The organism is Stenotrophomonas rhizophila (genome assembly GCF_001704155.1).
Taxonomy (GTDB): domain Bacteria; phylum Pseudomonadota; class Gammaproteobacteria; order Xanthomonadales; family Xanthomonadaceae; genus Stenotrophomonas; species Stenotrophomonas rhizophila_A.
On the sequence record NZ_CP016294.1, the window covers coordinates 1,852,578 to 1,871,370 of the forward strand.

Genomic DNA, 18,793 nt, shown 5'->3' on the forward strand with positions numbered 1-18,793 from the left:
GGTGTCGGGTCTCACCCTTACATCGACCACGATGGGTGTTCAGAGCGTGAGTGCTGGCAGTGGAACAGGCCGGCAGGTCAGCGTATAAGCGTCCACCCGGCGTACTGATGGGCAAAAATCCTCACGATGTGGGTGGCAGTAGCCCTCATCGTGGCGGGAATGTATCTGCTGCCCGGCGTGTGGCGCTACTGCGCCGCTGACCTGTGGAAGGTGCGGTAGCGTACTCTGGGCAGTCCCCATCACTGGCTGCACGCCCCATGGAATACGAGCTGATCATCAAATTCTGGCGGAAGTCGCTGGACGACGAGGCCTTCCTGGCGACCTTGGAGGCGGACCTGGGCGCGGCGCTGGGCAGCGCAGCGAAACTGGACGGCTACGACGTGAGCGCGAAAGAGATCAACCTGTTCATGGGAACCGCAGACCCGCGCCCGACCTTTCGCAAGGCCAAGGATGTGCTGGAACGTATGGGCGTGATGCACAGCGTATCCGCCGCCTACCGCCTGGTCGGCGGCGCGCAGTTCACCTCGCTGTGGCCGACCCGCATGGCGCGGAAGTTCACGCTGCCGTGAACGTGTCAGGTGCTCCCGCTACGTGGCAGGAGACGCCAAGGCCAGGATGCAGGCCAGCAGGGCATCGGTCCGGCCTGGCGCGCTCTGCGCCTCGGGGTCGGTAAGCATCTGCAGCCAGAAGCCGTCGGCCGCCAGTCGGGCGGCCCGCAACCGGGGATCCTCGCGTTCCGACGGTGCGTTGTGCAGGCGGGCGGTCAGCCAGGTGCGCCACAGATCGGCAAAGGCCGGCTCGACCAGTGCGGTCAACGAGAACCGGGCCCAATCGCGCTCGGGTGCATTGATTGCGTTGAAGGTGGCCGTGACATAGGCGCGCGTGAAACGACCGGCCCCGGCGCCATCGCGTGCGATGCACTCATCCAGTTCGCGGTCGAAACGCAGCAGGCACTCGGCGTAGGCCGCTTCCAGCAGTGCCTGACGGCTGGGAAAGTGATGGAACAACGCGCCCTTGCTGACACCGGCGCGCGCTGCCACGCCCACCACCGTCACGCCCGCCAACCCGCCGACGATCGCTTCGTGGACCACCGCATCCAGCAGCGCCGCGCGGACGAGGGCTGGCTGCCTGCGTCGTTTGAGCTCGGCGTTCAATGCGCGGCCGCCTTCGAGAACGCATTGATCATCACTACGCCGCCGACGATCATCGCCACGCCCGTAACCGCCTGCCAGTCGAGGGTCTGCTTGAAGACCGTGACGCTGACGATGAGTGTCAGCACGATGCCCAGGCCGCCCCAGATCGCGTAGGCAATGCCGAGCGGCAGTGTCTTCAGGGCATGGCTGAGCAGATAGAACGAGAGTCCGTACAACAGCACCATGGTGACGGTGGGGGCGAGCCGTGTGAACTGCTCGGTCTTCTGCAGCAGCAGGGTGGCGGTCACTTCAGAGACGATGGCGCCGGCAAGGAACAGGTAGGCGGTGAACAGGGGAGACATGGCGTGCTCGCTTTAAGATACCGACCGGACGGTATGTTAAGGGATGCGACGCTGAATCAAGGATTAAAAAAGCAAAAAGCCCGGGGACCCTCTGCGAGGATTCCCGGGCTTCTCCGGACCCTTGCGGGCCCGTCATTGGTGGAGGTGGGCGGAATTGAACCGCCGTCCGAAGGCACTCCATCCCCAGTTCTACATGCTTAGCTCACCGTTTGGTGTCGTCCTGTGGCAGTACGGTGTGCGAAACGCACCCCAGGATCAGCCTGCTTTAGGTTAGGTCGCGACTGACAGGCAGCCATCACGACCGATTCCATGATAATGACCCTACACCGACGAGCATGGACACAAGTGGGTTCGGGGCTCCGCCTAAGTCGGCAGAAGGTAACTCAAACAGCTTTTAGGCTGCGAGAGCGACCGGAGCGTAGTTGTCGTCGTTGGCAACTAGAAGTTTGCTGCTGGATTAACGAGGAAAGCTGCCCCCTCGGCATGCACCAAGTGACTTCACAACCCCCGTCGAAACCAATGCACCCCCGGTTTCTTCAAGAACTGCAAGGCGTCTGGCGACCCAGACGTTACTTGATGGGACTGATCCTACTCCGATTCAGCTGAACAGTCACCTGAAAACGTCACGGCCCTGTCGGATCTACCGGCCTTCGCGCTGGCGCTTGCTGTCGGCCTGGTGCTTGGCCCGGACCTTGCGGTCGTGGTTCTGGGCGTTGCGCTGGGTCATGGCCTGCTTGCGGGCTTCGGGTTCGGCCCGGGCCATCAGGGCCTCGATCCGGGCGACCAGGCGGCGGTGCTCGAGCGAGTCGTAGCTCTGGGCCTCCGAGGCCACGCGCTTGGCGTTGCGCAGGGTGTAGGTCAGCACCTTGAGCAGGGCGGCCGGGTCCATGGCGCGGGCCAGTTCGCCGAAGATGGTCTCGTAGGCGGCGACGTCGGCCTGGAGCACGGCGATGGGGTCCGCGCTCGGGGCGGTCTCCTGGGGAATTTCCTGGGTCACGCGATGCTCCGGACAGTTGGGGCGGGTAGGGCAGCCGGGCAGGGCCCGGCTCTACGGATGGGGTGGATCTCAGGCGTCGCGGTTGTGGCGGCGCATGGTGCGCTGCTTTTCGCGGGCCCAGTCGCGGTCCTTTTCGGCGTCGCGCTTGTCGTGGGTCTGCTTGCCCTTGGCCAGCGCCACTTCCAGCTTGATCTTGTTCTTGCTCCAGTACATCGCCGTGGGGACGATGGTGTAGCCGTCACGTTCGACCTTGCCGACCAGCTTGTCGATCTCGCTGCGGTGGAGCAGCAGCTTGCGCTCGCGGCGGTCGTTGGCCACCACGTGGGTGGAGGCCTGGATCAACGGGGTGATCTGGGCGCCGATCAGGAAGATCTCGCCGCTTTTGACGTAGGCGTAGGCGTCGATGATGTTGCCGCGTCCGGCGCGGATCGATTTCACTTCCCAGCCCTGCAGGGCCAGGCCGGCCTCGAAACGGTCCTCGAGGGTGTATTCGTGGCGGGCACGCTTGTTGAGCGCGATGGTTTTGTTGGCCGTCGCGTTCTTTGCTTTATCCTTGCCGCTGTTCTTGCTCATTTACCTATTGTCTCCGATTCGGGCCCCCGCGGTCGATTCGCCAGCCAAGCCTTCGCATGCCAACCATCAAACGTAGTGCCCTGGTCGAACATTCGGCTGCCCGCATGTTCGACCTGGTCAATGATATCGAGGCCTACCCGCACCGCTTCCGGTGGTGCTCGGCGTCGCAGATCCTGGAATCCGGTCCGGACCGGCTGGTGGCGCGGCTGGACCTGGGGTTGGGGTCGTTTTCCACCTGGTTCATGACCGAAAACACCCTGCAGCGCCCGCACCACATCGACATGCAGCTGCGCGATGGCCCGTTCAAGCGCCTGCACGGCCGCTGGGAATTCCATGCGCTGGCCGAAGATGCCTGCAAGGTCACCCTCACCCTGGAGTTCGAACCCAACTCACGCTTGTTGGGGCCGGCGCTGGCACTGGGCTTCCAGGGCCTGGCCGACCGCATGGTCAATGACTTCGTCCGCGTCGCCGACGAACAGGACTGAGCCGTGATCCGGGTGGAAGTGGTGTTGGCCTGGCCCGACCGGGCCGAGTCGCGCCCGTTGGAACTGGCCGACGGCGCCACCGTAGCCGACGCCATTGCCGCCGCCGCCATCGAGGGCAGCGAGGACTGCCCGGCCGTGGCCGTGCATGGGCTGCTGGCCAAGGCCAGCCAGGTGCTCAACGACGGGGACCGCGTGGAATTGCTGCGGCCCCTGCTGGCCGATCCGAAGGACAACCGGCGCAGGCGGGCCCGCGCGCGCTGATGCCGCGTCGCCACCCGCCCGGTCAATGAATTGCCGGGCGGTGCGCCGGATCAGCGGCTGCGCTGCTTCTTCTTGTCCTTGGCCAGGTTGCGGCCGAACTGGCGCACCTGGTCCCGGGCCAGCTGGGCATCGTTGTTGGGGAAGTAGTCGCCTTCCCAACGGGTGACCTGGTCGCCTTCGAAAAACACCACGAAGTTCTTCACTTCGGTGCGGCCGAGGCGGTCGAGCCGCTGGCTGGCGGTGTAGTCCCAGCGCTGGGCGTGGAAGGGGTCGTCAATGGAGGGGGTGCCGAGCAGCGCGTTGACCTGCTGCTTGCTCTGGCCCACCTGCAGCTGACCGACGGCCTGCTCCCGGATCAGGTTGCCCTGATAGATGGGTTGCTTATAGATGATGCCGCAGCCCGTGGTGGACAGGGCAACGGCGGCGACCAGCAGGAGATTGCGCATCGGGGAATGGCGTTTTGGGAAATCCAGTCGATGATACACTCCGAACGTGTCGCCGCGACCCAATCCGAGGCAGCTGGCGCTAAATCGCCAATGAACGGAGACTTATGGAAACCCACGACCTGCGCAAAGTTGGCCTGAAGGTGACCCATCCGCGTATGCGGATCCTTGCCCTGCTTGAGCAGCGCGACGCCCAGAAGCACCAGCACCACATGACGGCCGAAGACATCTACCGCCAGCTCCTGGAGCACGGTGACGAGATCGGCCTGGCGACGGTTTACCGCGTGCTGACCCAGTTCGAGGCCGCCGGCCTGGTGCTGAAGCACAATTTCGAAGGCGGCCAGGCCGTTTACGAACTGGACCGGGGCGGCCACCACGACCATATGGTGGATGTGGACTCGGGCAAGATCATCGAGTTCGAAAGCCACGAGATCGAAGAACTTCAGCGCAAGATCGCCGCCGACCACGGCTACGAGCTGGAAGAGCACTCGCTGGTGCTCTACGTGCGCAAGAAAAGGAAGTGACGGCGTAGCCGTCACGGTAGCTACCGCCCGTTGGTCGGTAGACTTTTAAAGAAGACCCGGGCCACGCCCGGGTTTTTCATTGCCCGAACACCGCCAGGTCCACCGCCTCGGCCATCGCCCGGTTGCCGGCATCGCCCGGGTGCAGGTGGTCGCCGGAGTCGAACGCGGGTGCCAGCCGGGCCGGGTCGGCCGGATCGCGCAGGGCGGCGTCCAGGTCGATCACGGCATCGAACGGGGCCTCCTCGCGCAGCCAGGTATTGAGCTGCTGGCGCAGGGCATCCTTGTCCGTGGCGTAATAGTCGTCCAGCGGGGTGCCCGGCAGCGCCCCGGCAAACGGGGTCAGGGTGGCGCCGATGATCCGCACGCCGTGGGCATGCGCGCGCTCGACCAGCTGGCGGTAGCCGGCCTGGAGTTTAGCCAGCGACGGTCGCGGCTGGTCGCGGGCGAAGGCGGTGCCGGGCCAGCTGATGTCATTGATGCCGACGAGCACCACCACGCTGGCCACGCCGGGCACGCCCAGCACGTCGCGCTGGAACCGGGCCAACGCCGAGTCGCCCATCCCGTCACGCAGCAGCCGCCCGCCGGAAATGCCAGCGTTGACCACTGCCATGCCCTGCGGCGCCAGCCGGGCAGCCAGGTGGTCGGTCCAGCGCTGGTCGCGGTCGAGACTGGCGGTGGCGCCGTCGGTGATCGAATCGCCGATCACCACCACGGCACGCGCCGCCGCCGGCGCCTCCACCTCGATCCCGGTCAGGAACAGCCGCGCGGTGGTGGGGGTGCTGCCGCGCAGCGCAACGCGGCCGGTCTGGTCGCCCGGGGCGATCGCACTGGTCTGGCGCCCATCCCAGTGGAAGGTCTGCAGTGGCGTGGGACCCGCAACATACACGTCGACCTGCACGGCCTGCTGGGCGGCAATGGGCAGGGCAAGCGGGTCGCTCAGACGGTCCTGGCCGGGCGGGATGTCCGTGCCCGGGTGTCCGTCAAAGGACAGCGCGGCTGGCGCTGCCCCGGCGCTGCCGGCCACGCTGGCCGCGCCGATCCGCAGGGGCGTGGTGCCGTAGGCATTGCTCAAGCGCACGCGCAGCCGCGGCCCGCCCAGGCTGATCCGCGCGGTCTGGCGGAAGGTCTGGTCGTCCAGCACCTGCGGGATGCCGGTCGGAAACAGGAAGTCGGCGCCCCAGACCGGCTGCGGGCTGGCCTGCCAGCTCGCAACCCAGTGCGGTGGCGCGGGGGCACCAGACGCGGCGGCGGAGGTCGCGGCTGAAATGGTGAGCAGAGTGCCGGTGGCAAAGCGGATCAAGCGGTTCATGCGGGCCATCCCGTGGAAGAGGAGGCCATGGTGCGCGGCGGACCATCTGTGAAATAGACTGGCCATGGACAATCATCTATGAACTGAATTCATCCAATGCCCACGCCCGACATCAATCGCTCCGGCCAGCTGGAGATCTTCGTGCGGGTGATCGAAGCCGGCAGTTTCTCGGCGGCGGCCCGCGCGCTGGACATGAGTCCTTCGGCGGTCAGCAAGCTGGTGGCGCGGCTGGAACAACGGCTGGGCACGCGCCTGCTGCAGCGCTCCACCCGCCAGCTGCAGCTGACTCCGGAAGGCTGCGCCTTCTACGAGCGTGGCCTGCGCGTGCTGGCCGACCTGGACGAGGCCGAACGCTGCGCCAGCGCGCATGCCGAACCGCGCGGGCGGCTGCGGGTGAACAGCAACGTGCCGTTCGCCCACCATTTCCTGCTGCCGCTGCTGCCGGCCTTCCTGGAGCGGCACCCGCAGGTGGGGGTGGACCTCATGCTGACCGACGAGGTGATCGACCTGCTGGAGCAGCGTACCGATGTGGCGGTACGGGCCGGCCCGTTGAAGAGCTCCAGCCTGGTTGCGCGGCGGCTGGGCAGTACCCGGATGATGATCGTGGCGGCGCCGGCATACGCAGCCAGGCATGGACTGCCCGGGGATGCGGCTGCGCTGTTGGCACACAACCGGCTGGATATCGGTCATGCACGTGCGCAGACCGGCTGGCCGGTGCGTGAACAGGGGCAGGTGCAGACGGTGCCGACCGGCGGCAATGCACGTGCCAGCGATGGCGAGGCGTTGCGGCGGCTGGTGCTGGGCGGCGCCGGCATTGCGCGGCTGGCCGCGTTCCAGGTGCAGCACGACGTCGCCGCCGGGCGGCTGCTGCCGGTACTGGAACAGGCCAACCCGGGCGACCTGGAAGATGTGCACGCGGTGTTCGTCGGACAGGGCGGTTACCTGCCCCTGCGGGTGCGGGCGTTCCTGGATTTCCTCGTGGAACAGGTGGACCTGGCCAAGCCGTTGGCGTAACCCGGTCAGGCCATCGGCAGGTACCCACCGTTGGTGGGTACGCCGTCAGGTCTCCTGCAGGAGTTTCCGCGCGGCCGCGCGGGCTTCCTTGCTGACTTCCACGCCGCCAAGCATGCGCGCCAGTTCTTCCTCGCGGGCCTTGGCATCCAGCTTCTCCACCGCGCTCTGGGTCATGCCCTCCACCGGTGCCTTGCTGACCCGGTAATGGGCGTGGCCCTTGGAGGCGACCTGCGGCAGGTGGGTAACGCACAACACCTGCCGTTTCTCGCCGAGCGCGCGCAGCTTCTGGCCGACGATATCGGCCACCGCGCCGCCGATGCCGGAATCGACTTCGTCGAACACCATGGTCGGCACCGCATCCAGGCCCAGTGCGGCCACTTCAATGGCCAGCGAGATGCGTGAAAGTTCGCCGCCCGAGGCCACCTTGCGCAGGGCGCGCGGCGGCTGGCCGGCGTTGGCCGCCACCAGGAATTCAACGCGCTCGGCGCCGTTCGGGTCCGGCCTGGCGGCCGCGTGCGGTTCGATCTCGATCAGGAACTGGCCCCCGCCCATGCCCAGCTCGCCGATCAGCGTGGTGGTGGTCTCCGACAGCGCCTTGGCCGCGGTGGCGCGGCTTGCACTGAGCGTGGTCGCCACGGTCTGCCATTGCGCGGCCGCGCGGTCGATCTCGCCGGCCAGCGCCTGCAGGCGGGTATCGGCACCGCGCAGCTGCTCGACTTCGGCTTCCATCGCATCGCGGTGTTCGGCCAGGCCTTCCATCGGCACGCGGTGCTTGCGCGCCAGGTCGTGCAGGCGGCCGAGGCGGCGTTCGATGTCCTCGAACTGCTCCGGGTCGGCGTCGAGGTCGTCGTGGACCCGGTCGAGCAGGGCCAGCGCTTCGTGCAGCTGGATGACCGCGCTGTCCAGCAGCGCGTCCACCTCGCCCAGGCGGGTGTCGTGTTCGGCCACGCGGGCCAGGTCATGCCGGGTCTGCTGCAGCAGCTGCAGCACCGACACCTCATCGTCGCCATTGAGCCGGGCGGCGGCCACGTCGCAGGCGCTGACCAGCGCCCCGGCGTGGGCCTGGCGGCGGTGGCTGCTGCCCAGGGCGGCGATCGAGGCCGGCTCCAGGTCTTCGCGCTGCAGTTCGCCCAGCTGGTGTTCCAGAAAGCCGATGCGGTCGCTGACATCGCCCTGTCGCGACAGCGACTCGGCTTCGTCGACCAGGGCCTGCCAACGGCCAGCGGCCTGGCGCACCTGGACGCGCTCGGCCTCGTTGCGGGCGTAGGCGTCCAGCAGCGCCAGCTGCGAGGGCCGTGCCAGCAGCGCCTGCTGTTCGTGCTGGCCGTGGATTTCCACCAGCATGCCGGCCAGCTCGGTGAGCTGGGACAGGGTCACCGGGCGGCCGTTGATCCAGGCGCGCGAGCCGCCGTCGGCACGGATGATCCGGCGCAACTGGCACTGCTCCTCGTCATCCAGTTCGTTGTCGCGCAGCCATTGCCGGGCCGGGGCGTGTTCGCCCGGCGCGAACTCGGCCGACAGCTCCGCGCGCGCCGCGCCGTGGCGGACCACGCCGCTGTCGGCGCGCAGCCCGGACAGGAAGCCCAGCGCGTCGACCATCAGCGACTTGCCTGCGCCCGTCTCGCCGGAAACCACGGTCATGCCTGCGCCGAATTCCAGTTCGGTGGCGCGGACAACGGCAAAATCCTTGATCGATAGATGTCTGAGCATGGTATTGGGTTCTTGAGCCGCGCAACGCTAGCATGGGTGGGGCAGGCAGTGTTCCTGCCATTATCCAACGTCGCGTCTCACAGGTTGATTCCATGCACCCTTCCGCGCCCCATCTTGCGCCGCGCGCCCGCCATCTGCTGCGGACGCTGATCGCGCGCCACATCCAGGACGGTGAGCCGGTCGGCTCGCAGACGCTGGCGCGGCTGGCCGGGTTGGACGTCAGCCCGGCCACCATCCGCAACATCCTGGGTGACCTGGAAGACCTGGGCCTGCTCAGCTCGGCGCACGTCTCGGCCGGGCGGGTGCCCACCGCGCACGGCTACCGGGTGTTCGTCGACAGCCTGGTCAAGATGCAGCCGCCCGGCGAAAGCGAGCTGAGCCGCCTGCGCAGCGAGCTGTCCACCGGGGCGGGCACCCAGGCGCTGCTCGGCAGTGCCTCGGAGCTGCTTTCGGCGATGAGCCATTTCGTCGGCGTGGTCGGCGCGCCGCGGCGCGAACAGTTCGCGTTCCGCCACATTGATTTCGTGGCGCTGGATGCGCGCCGGGTGCTGGCCATCCTGGTGTTCGCCGACAACGAGGTGCAGAACCGGGTGATCGAGCCCAAACGCAGCTGGGAGCCGGCCGAGCTGGAGAAGGTGGCCAACTACCTCAATGCCCATTGCGCCGGCCGCCCGCTGGCCGAGATCCGCGCCACCCTGTTGGTGGAGCTGCGCCAGGCGCGCACGGAAATGGAGCAGCTGCTGGCCCACAGCGTGGAGCTGGCCGAGCAGGCGATGGCGCCGCCGGCCGACGACATGGTGCTGGCCGGGCAGACACGGCTGATGGGGGTGCAGGACCTGTCCGACCTGGACCGCCTGCGCGAGCTGTTCGACCTGTTCGCCAGCAAACGCGAGATCCTGCAGCTGCTTGAGCGCACCATCCAGGCCCCGGGCGTGCGCATCTTCATCGGCGAGGAAACCGGTGTGATGCCCCTGGAGAACGTTTCGCTGGTTACCGCCCCGTACTCGGCCGGCGGCCAGGTGCTGGGCGTGCTGGGGGTGATCGGGCCCAAGCGGATGGCCTACGACCGCATGATTCCGCTGGTGGAGGCCACTGCCCAGGTGCTCGGTGCGGCCCTGGATGCCCCGGCCGGCGGCGGATTGTCCCGGGATCGCACCTAAACACGCCCCCAGCTCTTGAATCGGGTCCGGCCGCCCACATTGGGGTGGGTGGAGGCGGAGAGTCACCGCCAAGGATCCGGAAATGAACCAAGATCAGCCTGATATCGCATCCCAGACCCCGGCCGGCGACGCCGCCACGGGCGATACCCTGCAGCAGCAGCTCGACGCCCTGCACAACGAAGTGGCGCTGCTCCGGTCCGAGTCGCTGCGTGAGCGCGCCGACCTGGACAACCAGCGCAAGCGCGTGGCCCGCGACGTTGAACAGGCGCGCCGCTTCGCCAACGAAAAGCTGCTGGGCGAGCTGCTGCCGGTGTTCGACAGCCTGGACGCCGGGCTCAATGCCGCCGGCGCCGAACCCAGCCCGCTGCGCGAAGGCCTGGAGCTGACCTACAAGCAGCTGCTCAAGGTCGCCGCCGACAACGGCCTGACCCTGCTGGACCCCACCGGCCAGACCTTCAACCCCGAACACCACCAGGCCATCAGCCAGGTCGACGCCCCCGGCGCGGCGCCGGGCAGCGTGGTCCAGGTGTTCCAGAAGGGCTACCTGCTCAACGATCGCCTGCTGCGGCCGGCCCTCGTCGTGGTCGCCCGGGACTGACCTGAACGCGTTTGGCCGCCATCGGACACAGCGTTCGATGGATGGGTTGAAAGTGTCAGCAGCGTCCCACACATCCCATTCATAACCCGGCAGCTGCCGGATGTTCCCCAAATTTTCAGGAGTCTCCCTCATGGGCAAGATCATTGGTATCGACCTCGGCACCACCAACTCGTGTGTGGCGATCATGGACGGCGGCAAGGCCCGCGTCATCGAAAACGCGGAAGGCGATCGCACCACGCCGTCCATCGTCGCCTACACCAAGGATGGCGAAGTGCTGGTCGGCGCCTCGGCCAAGCGCCAGGCCGTCACCAATCCGAAGAACACCTTCTACGCCGTCAAGCGCCTGATCGGCCGCAAGTTCACCGACGCTGAAGTCCAGAAGGACATCGCGCACGTGCCTTACGGCATCCTGGCCCACGACAACGGCGACGCCTGGGTGCAGACCAGCGATGCCAAGAAGATGGCGCCGCAGGAAATCTCCGCGCGCGTGCTGGAGAAGATGAAGAAGACCGCCGAAGCGTTCCTGGGTGAGACCGTCACCGAGGCCGTGATCACCGTGCCGGCCTACTTCAACGACAGCCAGCGCCAGGCGACCAAGGACGCCGGCCGCATCGCGGGCCTGGAAGTCAAGCGCATCATCAACGAGCCGACCGCTGCTGCCCTGGCCTATGGCCTGGACAAGGGTGACGGCAAGGACCGCAAGATCGTGGTGTACGACCTGGGCGGCGGCACCTTCGACGTGTCGATCATCGAAATCGCCAACGTCGACGGTGAGAAGCAGTTCGAAGTGCTGGCCACCAACGGCGACACCTTCCTGGGCGGCGAAGACTTCGACAACCGCGTCATCGAATACCTGGTGGACGAGTTCAACAAGGACCAGGGCATCGACCTGCGCAAGGATCCGCTGGCCCTGCAGCGCCTGAAGGATGCTGCCGAGCGCGCCAAGATCGAGCTGTCGACCAGCCAGCAGACCGAAGTGAACCTGCCGTACGTCACCGCCGATGCTTCCGGTCCGAAGCACCTGAACATCAAGCTGACCCGCGCCAAGCTGGAAGCGCTGGTGGAAGACCTGATCAAGAAGTCGATCGAGCCGTGCCGCATCGCCCTGAACGATGCCGGCCTGCGTTCGAGCGACATCAGCGAAGTGATCCTGGTCGGCGGCCAGACCCGCATGCCGAAGGTGCAGCAGGCCGTGACCGAGTTCTTCGGCAAGGAACCGCGCAAGGACGTCAACCCGGACGAAGCCGTGGCACTGGGTGCGGCGATCCAGGGCGGCGTGCTTGGCGGCGACGTCAAGGACGTGCTGCTGCTGGACGTGACCCCGCTGTCGCTGGGCATCGAAACCATGGGCGGCGTGTTCACCAAGATCATCGAGAAGAACACCACCATCCCGACCAAGGCCTCGCAGGTGTTCTCCACCGCCGAGGACAACCAGTCGGCGGTGACCGTGCACGTGCTGCAGGGTGAGCGCGAACAGGCCCGCTACAACAAGTCGCTGGCCAAGTTCGACCTCTCCGGCATCGAGCCGGCGCCGCGCGGCCTGCCGCAGGTGGAAGTGTCCTTCGACATCGACGCCAACGGCATCCTGCACGTGTCGGCCAAGGACAAGAAGACCAACAAGGAACAGAAGGTCGAGATCAAGGCCGGTTCGGGTCTGTCCGAGGACGAAATCGCGCGCATGGTCGCCGACGCGGAAGCCAACCGCGAAGAAGACAAGAAGTTCCACGAGCTGGTCCAGGCCCGCAACCAGGCCGACGCGCTGATCCACGGTACCCGTACCGCGATCAACGAACACGGCAGCAAGGTCGGTGGCGATGTCATCGGCAAGGTCGAATCGGCCCTGGCCGACCTGGAAACCGCGATGAAGGGTGACGACAAGGCCCAGATCGAAGCCAAGTCGAAGGTGCTGGAAGAAGCCGGCCAGTCGCTGTTCGCGGCGTCGGCCGCGGCCGAGCAGGGCGGTGCCGCACCGGGTGCCGATGCCGGCGCCGGCAACAATGGCGGCGCGCACGACGATGTGGTCGACGCCGAGTTCACCGAAGTCAAGGACGACAAGAAGTCCTGATCCGGACACGACGCGGGACGTTGCGCAGGCAACGTCCCGTTGTCATTCCACTGGGTCCTGACCGCCGTACCCCGGTGTGCCGGGGCGCCCGACGAAAGAGCGGACCTGGTTCCGCTCTTCCGCTTTGACGAATCCCGACTTCCGGATACTGATTCACACCATGAGCAAGCGCGATTACTACGAAGTGCTGGGTGTTACCCGCACGGCGACCGAAGAAGAACTGAAGAAGGCCTATCGCCGTTGCGCGATGAAGCATCACCCTGACCGCAATCCCGGCGACAGCGCCGCCGAAGCGGCCTTCAAGGAGTGCAAGGAAGCCTACGAAACCCTGTCCGATGCCAACAAGCGCCGCATGTACGATGCGCACGGCCACGCGGCCTTCGAGCACGGCATGGGCGGCGGTGGCGGCCCGGGTGGCCCGGACATGGGCGATATCTTCGGCGACATCTTCGGCAACATCTTTGGCGGTGCCGGCGGCGGTCCGCGCCAGGCCCGTCGCGGTGCCGACATCGGCTACGTGATGGAGCTGGACCTGGAAGAAGCGGTGCGTGGCATCGAGCGCCGCATCGAGATTCCGACCCTGGCCGAGTGCGACGACTGCCACGGCAGCGGTTCGGACGACGGGAAGGTGGAAACCTGCAGCGTGTGTCGTGGGCAGGGCCAGGTGCGCATCCAGCGTGGCATCTTCGCCATGCAGCAGGCCTGCCATAACTGCAACGGCCGCGGCCAGATCATCCAGAACCCCTGCAAGACCTGCCACGGCAATGGCCGGGTAGAGGAAGACAAGGTGTTGTCGGTCAAGGTGCCCGCGGGCGTCGACACCGGCGACCGCATCCGCCTGGCGGGCGAGGGTGAGGCCGGTCCGGCCGGCACGCCGCCGGGTGACCTGTACGTGGAAGTGCGGGTGCGCGAGCACGCCATCTTCCAGCGCGATGGCGACGACCTGCACTGCGAAGTGCCGATCCGCATCTCGCAGGCCGCGCTGGGCGACACCGTGCGCGTGGCCACCCTGGGCGGCTATGCGGAAATCCGCATCCCGGCCGAAACCCAGACCGGCAAGCTGTTCCGCCTGCGCGGCAAGGGCGTGCGTTCGGTGCGCAGCCGCAGCGAAGGCGACCTGTACTGCCGCGTGGTGGTGGAAACCCCGGTCAACCTGACCGCCGAGCAGCGCAAGCTGCTGGAACAGTTCGAAACCACCTTCACCGGCGAAGAAGCGCGCAAGCACTCGCCGAAGTCGGCGACCTTCATCGATGGTGTGAAGGGCTTCTGGGATCGCATGACCTCGTAAGCGGTTGGTTCCATCGGTAACGAAAACGCCGGGCACGTCCCGGCGTTTTTGTGCCTGCGATTCAGCGGGCAGGTACCGGCCGTTGGTCGGTACGCTCTAAAATGGGCCATGAACGATACCCTCGAAAGCCATCTGGTCCATGGGCGCCGCAAGCGCCCGGACGGTCCGTCGCCGGTCGACGTCATCTCGGTCCAGTCGCAGCTGGTCTACGGCCACGCCGGCAACAGCGCGGCGGTGCCGCCGCTGCGTGCGCTGGGCGTGCGCGTGGCCGAAGTGCCGACCACGCTGCTGAGCAATGCGCCGTTCTATCCGACCACGCGGGGCCGCGTGCTGCCGGCCGACTGGTTCGCCGACCTGCTGTTGGGCGCCAGCGAGCGCGGCCTGCCGGCGCGCGCGAAGATGCTGGTGTCCGGCTACTTCGGCAGCGTCGGCAATGGCGCGGCGTTCGCCGACTGGCTCGACACGGTGCTGCCGGCGTCGCCCCAGCTGCGCTACTGCCTGGACCCGGTGATCGGCGATACCCACACCGGTCCTTACGTGGAGCCGGGCCTGGAAACCATCTTCGCCGAGCGCCTGCTGCCGCATGCCTGGCTGGTCACCCCGAACGCGTTCGAGCTGGGCCGGCTGACCGGCCTGCCCAGCCTGGCCGAGGCCGATGCGATTGCCGCCGCGCAGGCGCTGCTGGCACGCGGGCCGGAATGGGTGCTGGCGCACAGCGTCGGCGGCGACCCGGGTGAGCTGGTCACACTGGCGGTCAGCCGCGATGCGATCTGGCGCTGGTCCTCGCCGCACCTGCCGGTGGACGTGGCCGGCACCGGCGACGTGCTGATGTCGCTGCTGGTGGCGTTCCTGCTGCGCGGTGAGCGCTTCGAGCAGGCGCTGTCGCGGTCGATCTCGGGCGTACACGCCGCGCTGGAGGCCACCCTGGCCAACGACCACGAAGAATTCGACGTGCTGGCCGCCGCACCGGCCGCGCTTGCGCAGCCGCACCGCTTCCGCGCCGAGCGGCTGGCGTGAGCCTGCGCCCGGTTGTCGGCATCGTCGGCAGCGCCGGCGCGTATGGGCGCTGGCTGCGCACGTTCCTCGAGCAGCGCCTGGGGCTTGAGGTGATCGGGCATGATCCGGCCGATCCGCAGTCGGACGATCCCGAAACACTGCTGGAGCGCGCGGACGTGCTGGTGTTCTCCGCGCCGATCCGGCACACGCCCGCCTTGATTGCCGATTACGTGAGGCGTTCGGCCGGCCGCGAAGCCGGCCGGCTGTGGCTGGACGTGACCTCGGTGAAGAGCGAGCCGGTGGCTGCGATGCTGGCCTCACGGGCCGAGGTGGTCGGGCTGCACCCGATGACCGCACCGCCCAAGGCACCCACGCTGAAAGGCAGGGTGATGGTGGTGTGCGAAGCGCGCTTGTCGCAGTGGCAGCCGTGGGTAAGCGGGCTGTGCGCGGCGCTGGAAGCCGAATGCGTGCGCGCCACGCCCGAACACCACGACCAGGTGATGGCGCTGGTGCAGGCCATGGTGCATGCCACCCATCTGGCCCAGGCGGGCGTGCTGCGCGAATACGCGCCGCTGCTGGGGCCGCTGTCGGAACTGATGCCGTACCGGTCGGCTTCGTTCGAACTGGATACCGCGATCATCGCGCGCATCCTTTCGCTCAACCCCGTCATCTACGAAGACATCCAGTTCGGCAACCCGCATGTGGCGCCGATGCTGGACCGCCTGCTTGGACAACTTCAGACCCTGCGCAGCCAGGTGGAGCAGGGCGATGATGCCGCGCGCGCCGCGTTCCGTGAGCAGCTGCTGCAGGAGAACCGCGAGCATCAGGGAAAGGCGTTGCTGCAGGCAGGCAATTACACCTTCGAACGCGTGGGCTACCTGCTGGCCGACCTGACCGAGCGCAACGCGATCAGCGTGCACCTGCCGGAAGATCGCCCCGGTTCATTGCGTGAGCTGCTGCATGTGTTCGAACGGCATGGGGTCAGTCTGGCGTCGATCCATTCGTCGCGCACGCCAGGCGGCGAAGTGCATTTCCGCATGGGGTTCGTGGCCGGCAGTGACCTGGATGCGCTGCAGCGGGCGGCGGTGGAAATCGACGCCAGCGGCATCGGGCGGGTGCTGCCGCGCTGACAGCCTGTCGCATTCATCCACAGAGGGTGTGGATGAAATGCGGACAAGCATGTGGATAACCGTGCGCAGCCCCCGTGGGGCAACGCTGTCAAGATGGGTGGCGAATAATTGACCAGTCAGATGGTCAGGGTGAGCTCGCCACCGCTGGTCCGGAACACCCGACCCTCGCGCACCAGGTGACGGCCACCGGCCAATTCGTAACGGACGTGCGGGTCGGCAGCGGTATCGCCGGCCTCGTCCTTGAATTCGATGACCACATGGTCTTCGCCATTGGCATCGATCGCGGGAAACTGACGGAACGACATCAAACACCTCCTGCAGCAGGTTCATGGGGCGCTGCCACCATGCAACCTGCCGCGTTATCGGTGCGTCATCAATCGATGAACTGCAGCTTGGCCAGTTCAGCGTACAGTCCACCTTCGGCCAGCAGCTCGGCGTGGGTGCCCTGCGCCACGATCCGCCCGTGGTCCATGACCACGATGCGGTCGGCCTTGAGCACCGTGGCCAGCCGGTGCGCGATCACCAGCGTGGTGCGCCCCGCCATCAGGCGCTCCAGCGCCTGCTGCACCGCACGCTCGCTTTGCGCATCCAGCGCGCTGGTGGCCTCGTCCAGCAACAGGATCGGCGCGTCCTTGAGCAGCGCACGCGCGATCGCGATGCGCTGCTGCTGGCCGCCGGACAGGCGCGCACCGCGCTCGCCCAGCTCGCTCAGGTAGCCATCGGGCAGCGCCTGCAGGAACTCATCGGCTTCGGCCGCTTCCGCGGCACGCTGCACCTCCTCGTTGCTGGCTTCCAGCCGGCCGTAGCGGATGTTCTCCAGCGCGCTGCTGGCAAACAGCGTGGGCTGCTGCGGCACCAGCGCCATCTGTGCGCGCAGCTGCGCAGGATCGACCCGGCGCACGTCCACACCATCCACCAGCACGCTGCCGGCGGCAGGATCATGGAAGCGCAGCAGCATCGACAACACCGTGCTCTTGCCGGCGCCCGAGGGCCCGACCAGCGCCACGGTTTCGCCCGGGCGCACATGCAGGTCGAAATGGGCCAGTGCCGCGGTGTCAGGGCGCTGCGGGTAGTGGAAGACCACGTCCTGGAAGCGGATCTCGCCGCGCAGCGGGGTGGGCAGCGGCAGCGGGTCGGTCGGTGCGGTGATTTCGATGTCTTCGTGCAGCAGCTCGGCGATGCGCCCCATGCCGCCGGACGCGCGCTGCAGTTCATTCCATACTTCGGCCAGCGCACCGACCGAGCCACCGCCGATCAGCGCGTACAGCACGAACTGGCCCAGGGTGCCGGCCGTCATCCGGCCATCGTTGACGTCATGCGCACCCAGCCACAGCACGCCCACGATGGCACCGAACACCAGCACGATGGCGGTGGCCGTCACCAGCGACTGCGCGCCGATGCGGCGCCGCGCGGCGCGGATCGATTCGGCCAGTGCTTCATTGAAACGGTTGCGTTCATACGGTTCGCGCGCGTGCGCCTGCACCGTGCGCACCGCGCCCAGTGTTTCGGCGGCCAGGCTGTTGGCATCGGCGATGCGGTCCTGGCTGGCGCGCGAAATGCCGCGCACGCGCCGCGCCCCGATGACGATCGGCAGCACCGCCAGCGGAATGCCGACCAGCGACCATGCGGCCAGGCGCGGGCTGGTCACGAACAGCATCACCAGGCTGCCGACCACGGTGACGCTGCTGCGCAGCGCGACCGACATGGTGGAACCAATCACGCTGCGCAGCAGCTCGCTGTCGGCGGTCAGCCGCGAGACCAGCTCGCCGCTGCGGCTGCGGTCGTGGAAGCCGGCGCCCAGTGAGATCAGGTGCGCATACAGGCGGCTGCGCAGGTCGGCCACCACCTTCTCGCCCAGCAGCGAAACGAAGAAGAAGCGCGCGGCCGTGGCCAGCCCCAGCACCACCGCCACCAGCAACAGCAGGGCGAACGCGCGGTTGATCTGCCCGTTGCCGCTGAACCCGTGGTCGATCATCAGCTTCACCGCCGGGGGCAGGCTCAGCGTGGCGGTGGAAGAGACGGCAAGCGCCACCAGCCAGGCTGAAAACAGCCCGCCGTGCCGGCGCACGAACGGCCACAGCGTGCCCAGGCTGCCAAGGCGGCGCAGCGCCGGTTCCGGTGCGGAAGAGGGTTCAGTCATGGACAAGGCCTGGTTCGGTGCGCGGATGCACGCGGATACGATCACGGGTGGCGTCGCGCAGGCGGGTTTTCAACGGGTCGGCCTGATCGGCGGGAAGGCGGACGTGCAGTTCCACGCCCGAGGCGGTGAACGTTTCGTCCAGTTTTTCGGCCAGGTGCGCTGCCAGGGCGGCATGCAGCGCGCCCAGGTCCTCGAACGCGGCCTGCACGGTCAACTCGGCCAGCGCCACCAGCGGCAGCCGTGGCGCGGTGCGCAGGCACTCGGCGGCCGTGCCGCCATAGGCCCGCACCAGCCCGCCCGCGCCCAGCTTGATGCCGCCGTACCAGCGGATCACCACCACCATGACGCGATCAAAGCCCTGGCCGTCGATCGCCGCCAGGATCGGGCGGCCGGCGGTGCCGGCCGGTTCCCCGTCGTCGCTGGACCGGTACTCGTTGCCGTGCCGGTAGGCCCAGCAGTTGTGCGTGGCGTCGGGCACCGCGACCTGCTGCAGGAACGCCAGTGCGTCTTCGGCAGAGCCGATCGGCGCGGCATGCGCGACGAAACGGCTGTGTTTGATTTCCAGGCTGTGGCTGACGGCGGTGGCGAGTGTATCGGGCATCCCC

At 67.4% G+C, this 18,793-nt stretch carries 21 protein-coding genes and 1 other RNA gene; 11 read left to right on the forward strand and 11 right to left on the reverse strand.

Translation table 11 applies throughout. The features are described 5' to 3' along the window. The first annotated feature begins 257 nt into the window (after positions 1–257). Positions 258–569 carry a hypothetical protein gene (locus BAY15_RS08440; RefSeq protein WP_068851121.1) on the forward strand — a complete coding sequence of 104 codons (312 nt, stop codon included), beginning with the start codon at positions 258–260 and terminating at the stop codon, positions 567–569. An 18-nt stretch (positions 570–587) separates the two neighbouring features. Here BAY15_RS08440 and BAY15_RS08445 read toward each other — a convergent pair whose 3' ends face one another. The 5 genes from BAY15_RS08445 to smpB all read right to left on the reverse strand — a co-directional run bounded on the left by BAY15_RS08445 (position 588) and on the right by smpB (position 3,065). Beyond that, complete coding sequence (locus tag BAY15_RS08445; protein WP_068851124.1) at positions 588–1,154, reverse strand: TetR/AcrR family transcriptional regulator; 567 nt, start codon at positions 1,152–1,154, stop codon at positions 588–590. Next, the gene (locus tag BAY15_RS08450) at positions 1,151–1,495 is read right to left on the reverse strand and encodes a DMT family transporter (RefSeq protein WP_068851127.1); all 345 of its coding nucleotides are present in this window, start codon (positions 1,493–1,495) and stop codon (positions 1,151–1,153) included. Before BAY15_RS08450 ends, BAY15_RS08445 begins: the two co-directional genes overlap by 4 nt. 136 nt (positions 1,496–1,631) lie before the next feature. After that, positions 1,632–2,024, reverse strand: a transfer-messenger RNA (tmRNA) gene (ssrA, locus tag BAY15_RS08455). A 111-nt stretch (positions 2,025–2,135) separates the two neighbouring features. Next, a complete protein-coding gene (locus tag BAY15_RS08460) occupies positions 2,136–2,492 on the reverse strand; it encodes a hypothetical protein (RefSeq protein ID WP_068851130.1) in 357 nt (118 codons plus the stop codon). 69 nt (positions 2,493–2,561) lie between these two features. Next, complete coding sequence (gene smpB / locus BAY15_RS08465; protein ID WP_068851133.1) at positions 2,562–3,065, reverse strand: SsrA-binding protein SmpB; 504 nt, start codon at positions 3,063–3,065, stop codon at positions 2,562–2,564. 56 nt (positions 3,066–3,121) lie between these two features. Between smpB and BAY15_RS08470 the strand changes: the two genes are divergently transcribed. Both BAY15_RS08470 and BAY15_RS08475 read left to right on the forward strand, forming a co-directional pair. Beyond that, positions 3,122–3,550, forward strand: a complete 429-nt coding sequence (locus BAY15_RS08470; protein ID WP_068851136.1) for a type II toxin-antitoxin system RatA family toxin — start codon at positions 3,122–3,124, stop codon at positions 3,548–3,550. Between the two features lie 3 nt (positions 3,551–3,553). Beyond that, positions 3,554–3,811: an RnfH family protein gene (locus BAY15_RS08475; protein ID WP_068851139.1), complete on the forward strand. Its 258-nt coding sequence runs from the start codon at positions 3,554–3,556 to the stop codon at positions 3,809–3,811. 50 nt (positions 3,812–3,861) lie between these two features. Here the strand turns inward: BAY15_RS08475 and BAY15_RS08480 are convergent, their stop codons facing one another. Further along, positions 3,862–4,257 (reverse strand): outer membrane protein assembly factor BamE, encoded by a 396-nt coding sequence (locus tag BAY15_RS08480; protein WP_068851142.1) that lies wholly within the window; start codon positions 4,255–4,257, stop codon positions 3,862–3,864. 104 nt (positions 4,258–4,361) lie between these two features. Between BAY15_RS08480 and fur the strand changes: the two genes are divergently transcribed. Beyond that, on the forward strand, positions 4,362–4,778 hold the full coding sequence (fur, locus tag BAY15_RS08485; protein WP_068851145.1) for a ferric iron uptake transcriptional regulator: 417 nt from the start codon (positions 4,362–4,364) through the stop codon (positions 4,776–4,778). Positions 4,779–4,854: 76 nt separating this feature from the next. Here fur and BAY15_RS08490 read toward each other — a convergent pair whose 3' ends face one another. Then, positions 4,855–6,087: an SGNH/GDSL hydrolase family protein gene (locus BAY15_RS08490; RefSeq protein WP_068854631.1), complete on the reverse strand. Its 1,233-nt coding sequence runs from the start codon at positions 6,085–6,087 to the stop codon at positions 4,855–4,857. A gap of 96 nt (positions 6,088–6,183) precedes the next feature. On the opposite strand from BAY15_RS08490, the gene BAY15_RS08495 reads away from it, so the two are divergent. After that, positions 6,184–7,101, forward strand: coding sequence for a LysR family transcriptional regulator (locus BAY15_RS08495; RefSeq protein WP_068851148.1), 918 nt, complete (start codon positions 6,184–6,186; stop codon positions 7,099–7,101). Between the two features lie 45 nt (positions 7,102–7,146). Here BAY15_RS08495 and recN read toward each other — a convergent pair whose 3' ends face one another. Continuing rightward, the gene (recN, locus tag BAY15_RS08500) at positions 7,147–8,811 is read right to left on the reverse strand and encodes a DNA repair protein RecN (RefSeq protein ID WP_068851151.1); all 1,665 of its coding nucleotides are present in this window, start codon (positions 8,809–8,811) and stop codon (positions 7,147–7,149) included. 92 nt (positions 8,812–8,903) lie between these two features. Here recN and hrcA point away from each other — a divergent pair, with 92 nt between their 5' ends. From hrcA to BAY15_RS08530, 6 genes are all read left to right on the forward strand, one after another. Continuing rightward, a complete protein-coding gene (hrcA, locus tag BAY15_RS08505) occupies positions 8,904–9,971 on the forward strand; it encodes a heat-inducible transcriptional repressor HrcA (protein WP_068851154.1) in 1,068 nt (355 codons plus the stop codon). An 82-nt stretch (positions 9,972–10,053) separates the two neighbouring features. Beyond that, positions 10,054–10,569: a nucleotide exchange factor GrpE gene (gene grpE / locus BAY15_RS08510; protein ID WP_068851157.1), complete on the forward strand. Its 516-nt coding sequence runs from the start codon at positions 10,054–10,056 to the stop codon at positions 10,567–10,569. A 130-nt stretch (positions 10,570–10,699) separates the two neighbouring features. Continuing rightward, positions 10,700–12,634, forward strand: coding sequence for a molecular chaperone DnaK (dnaK, locus tag BAY15_RS08515; protein WP_068851160.1), 1,935 nt, complete (start codon positions 10,700–10,702; stop codon positions 12,632–12,634). A gap of 160 nt (positions 12,635–12,794) precedes the next feature. After that, a complete protein-coding gene (dnaJ, locus tag BAY15_RS08520) occupies positions 12,795–13,922 on the forward strand; it encodes a molecular chaperone DnaJ (protein WP_068851162.1) in 1,128 nt (375 codons plus the stop codon). A gap of 108 nt (positions 13,923–14,030) precedes the next feature. Next, positions 14,031–14,939 (forward strand): pyridoxal kinase, encoded by a 909-nt coding sequence (pdxY, locus tag BAY15_RS08525; RefSeq protein WP_068851165.1) that lies wholly within the window; start codon positions 14,031–14,033, stop codon positions 14,937–14,939. Continuing rightward, positions 14,936–16,048 carry a prephenate dehydrogenase gene (locus BAY15_RS08530; RefSeq protein WP_068851168.1) on the forward strand — a complete coding sequence of 371 codons (1,113 nt, stop codon included), beginning with the start codon at positions 14,936–14,938 and terminating at the stop codon, positions 16,046–16,048. The genes pdxY and BAY15_RS08530 overlap by 4 nt, the downstream gene beginning before the upstream one ends. Before the next feature lie 116 nt (positions 16,049–16,164). Here the strand turns inward: BAY15_RS08530 and BAY15_RS08535 are convergent, their stop codons facing one another. The 3 genes from BAY15_RS08535 to BAY15_RS08545 all read right to left on the reverse strand — a co-directional run bounded on the left by BAY15_RS08535 (position 16,165) and on the right by BAY15_RS08545 (position 18,789). After that, positions 16,165–16,353 (reverse strand): hypothetical protein, encoded by a 189-nt coding sequence (locus BAY15_RS08535; RefSeq protein ID WP_068851171.1) that lies wholly within the window; start codon positions 16,351–16,353, stop codon positions 16,165–16,167. A 68-nt stretch (positions 16,354–16,421) separates the two neighbouring features. Next, positions 16,422–18,188 (reverse strand): ABC transporter transmembrane domain-containing protein, encoded by a 1,767-nt coding sequence (locus BAY15_RS08540; RefSeq protein ID WP_068851174.1) that lies wholly within the window; start codon positions 18,186–18,188, stop codon positions 16,422–16,424. Then, positions 18,181–18,789 (reverse strand): IMPACT family protein, encoded by a 609-nt coding sequence (locus BAY15_RS08545; protein WP_068854632.1) that lies wholly within the window; start codon positions 18,787–18,789, stop codon positions 18,181–18,183. The genes BAY15_RS08540 and BAY15_RS08545 overlap by 8 nt, the downstream gene beginning before the upstream one ends. Positions 18,790–18,793 lie beyond the last annotated feature (4 nt).

Bases quoted from the DNA above. Each gene is read 5' to 3' on its own strand.
- BAY15_RS08440 (WP_068851121.1), top strand. From the start codon at position 258: ATGGAATACGAGCTGATCATCAAATTCTGGCGGAAGTCGCTGGACGAC.
- BAY15_RS08450 (WP_068851127.1), bottom strand. From the start codon at position 1,495: ATGTCTCCCCTGTTCACCGCCTACCTGTTCCTTGCCGGCGCCATCGTC.
- smpB (WP_068851133.1), bottom strand. From the start codon at position 3,065: ATGAGCAAGAACAGCGGCAAGGATAAAGCAAAGAACGCGACGGCCAAC.
- BAY15_RS08470 (WP_068851136.1), top strand. From the start codon at position 3,122: ATGCCAACCATCAAACGTAGTGCCCTGGTCGAACATTCGGCTGCCCGC.
- BAY15_RS08480 (WP_068851142.1), bottom strand. From the start codon at position 4,257: ATGCGCAATCTCCTGCTGGTCGCCGCCGTTGCCCTGTCCACCACGGGC.
- fur (WP_068851145.1), top strand. From the start codon at position 4,362: ATGGAAACCCACGACCTGCGCAAAGTTGGCCTGAAGGTGACCCATCCG.
- BAY15_RS08490 (WP_068854631.1), bottom strand. From the start codon at position 6,087: ATGAACCGCTTGATCCGCTTTGCCACCGGCACTCTGCTCACCATTTCA.
- BAY15_RS08495 (WP_068851148.1), top strand. From the start codon at position 6,184: ATGCCCACGCCCGACATCAATCGCTCCGGCCAGCTGGAGATCTTCGTG.
- recN (WP_068851151.1), bottom strand. From the start codon at position 8,811: ATGCTCAGACATCTATCGATCAAGGATTTTGCCGTTGTCCGCGCCACC.
- hrcA (WP_068851154.1), top strand. From the start codon at position 8,904: ATGCACCCTTCCGCGCCCCATCTTGCGCCGCGCGCCCGCCATCTGCTG.
- grpE (WP_068851157.1), top strand. From the start codon at position 10,054: ATGAACCAAGATCAGCCTGATATCGCATCCCAGACCCCGGCCGGCGAC.
- dnaK (WP_068851160.1), top strand. From the start codon at position 10,700: ATGGGCAAGATCATTGGTATCGACCTCGGCACCACCAACTCGTGTGTG.
- dnaJ (WP_068851162.1), top strand. From the start codon at position 12,795: ATGAGCAAGCGCGATTACTACGAAGTGCTGGGTGTTACCCGCACGGCG.
- pdxY (WP_068851165.1), top strand. From the start codon at position 14,031: ATGAACGATACCCTCGAAAGCCATCTGGTCCATGGGCGCCGCAAGCGC.
- BAY15_RS08535 (WP_068851171.1), bottom strand. From the start codon at position 16,353: ATGTCGTTCCGTCAGTTTCCCGCGATCGATGCCAATGGCGAAGACCAT.
- BAY15_RS08540 (WP_068851174.1), bottom strand. From the start codon at position 18,188: ATGACTGAACCCTCTTCCGCACCGGAACCGGCGCTGCGCCGCCTTGGC.
- BAY15_RS08545 (WP_068854632.1), bottom strand. From the start codon at position 18,789: ATGCCCGATACACTCGCCACCGCCGTCAGCCACAGCCTGGAAATCAAA.